The sequence below is a fragment of the Vibrio sp. YT-18 genome (assembly GCF_033337345.1).
Classification (GTDB): domain Bacteria; phylum Pseudomonadota; class Gammaproteobacteria; order Enterobacterales; family Vibrionaceae; genus Vibrio; species Vibrio alginolyticus.
This window is the reverse complement of sequence record NZ_JAWOQO010000180.1, coordinates 1-1170: the sequence shown is the minus strand read 5'-3', so window position 1 is coordinate 1170 and position 1170 is coordinate 1. Positions and strand designations below refer to the sequence as shown.

At 47.9% G+C, this 1170-nt stretch carries 1 protein-coding gene and 1 pseudogene; both read left to right on the top strand.

The window, feature by feature from the left end; all coding sequences use genetic code 11:
- Window positions 1–359: pseudogene (locus R7M72_RS25285) on the top strand (penicillin-binding transpeptidase domain-containing protein); the annotation flags it as partial.
- A partial coding sequence (locus R7M72_RS25280; RefSeq protein WP_318056480.1) for an FtsW/RodA/SpoVE family cell cycle protein occupies window positions 359–1170 on the top strand: 812 nt, incomplete at its 3' end. The pseudogene R7M72_RS25285 and the gene R7M72_RS25280, both read left to right, overlap by 1 nt.

Sequence of the window (1170 nt, the reverse complement as noted above, 5' to 3'; positions counted from 1 at the left end):
AAGAAGGTATGCGCCGTGTAAACCATGGTACTCGTGGTACGGCTCGTCGTTCTTTCTACAATATGAGCTACCAGACAGCCGGTAAATCAGGTACAGCGCAGGTCTTTGGCTTGGGCGAGAACGAAGAGTACAACGCAGATGAAATCGCGTAACACTTGCGTGACCACGCCCTGTTTACGGGCTTTGCTCCGTTTGACGATCCAAAAGTTATCGTTACTCTCGTGCTAGAAAACGCAGGCGGTGGCTCAAGTAACGGTGGTCCAATGGCGAGAAAAATCTTTGACCGAGTGGTACTTGGCCCAGAAGAAATCAAACCAGAAGATGACAAAACCAACGCGCAAAAAGAGGTTACACGCTAATGAAGATGGATCCCTCTACAGGTAAAAACCGCGCCTTGTTTGAGCGCTTCCATATCGACTTGCCCCTCCTACTCGGCATCTTTGCTTTAATGGGTTTTGGTCTTGTGATCATGTACAGTGCCAGCGGACAAAGTTTGGAGATGATGGATCGCCAAGCAATGCGCATGGTATTGTCTCTTGTCGTGATGGTGGTTCTGGCTCAACTTTCTCCACGAACGTATGAAAGCCTGGCGCCACTAATGTTTGTTGCCGGTGTAGTTTTACTATTTGGCGTACTGTTCTTTGGTGAGGCCTCGAAAGGTGCGCAACGCTGGCTCAACCTAGGCTTTGTTCGATTCCAACCGTCCGAATTACTCAAACTTGCGGTACCGTTGATGGTTGCGCGCTATATCGGTCGCCAACCATTACCACCAACATTCCGAACGCTGATTGTTGCGCTAATCATGGTGTGCTTACCAACGATTCTTATCGCGAAACAACCAGATTTGGGAACGTCGATTCTGATTGCGGCTTCAGGTATTTTCGTTATTTTCCTAGCAGGCATCAGTTGGAAGATCATCGCAGCGGCTGCCATTGCCTTAGGTGGTTTCATACCAATTTTGTGGTTCTTCTTGATGCGCGAATACCAAAAGGTTCGCGTTCGTACTCTGTTCAATCCAGAATCTGACCCACTTGGCGCGGGTTACCACATTATCCAAAGTAAAATTGCGATTGGTTCTGGCGGTATTTCCGGTAAAGGTTGGTTGCAAGGTACGCAGTCACAACTAGAATTTCTTCCTGAACGACACACTGACTTTATCTTTGCAGTAAT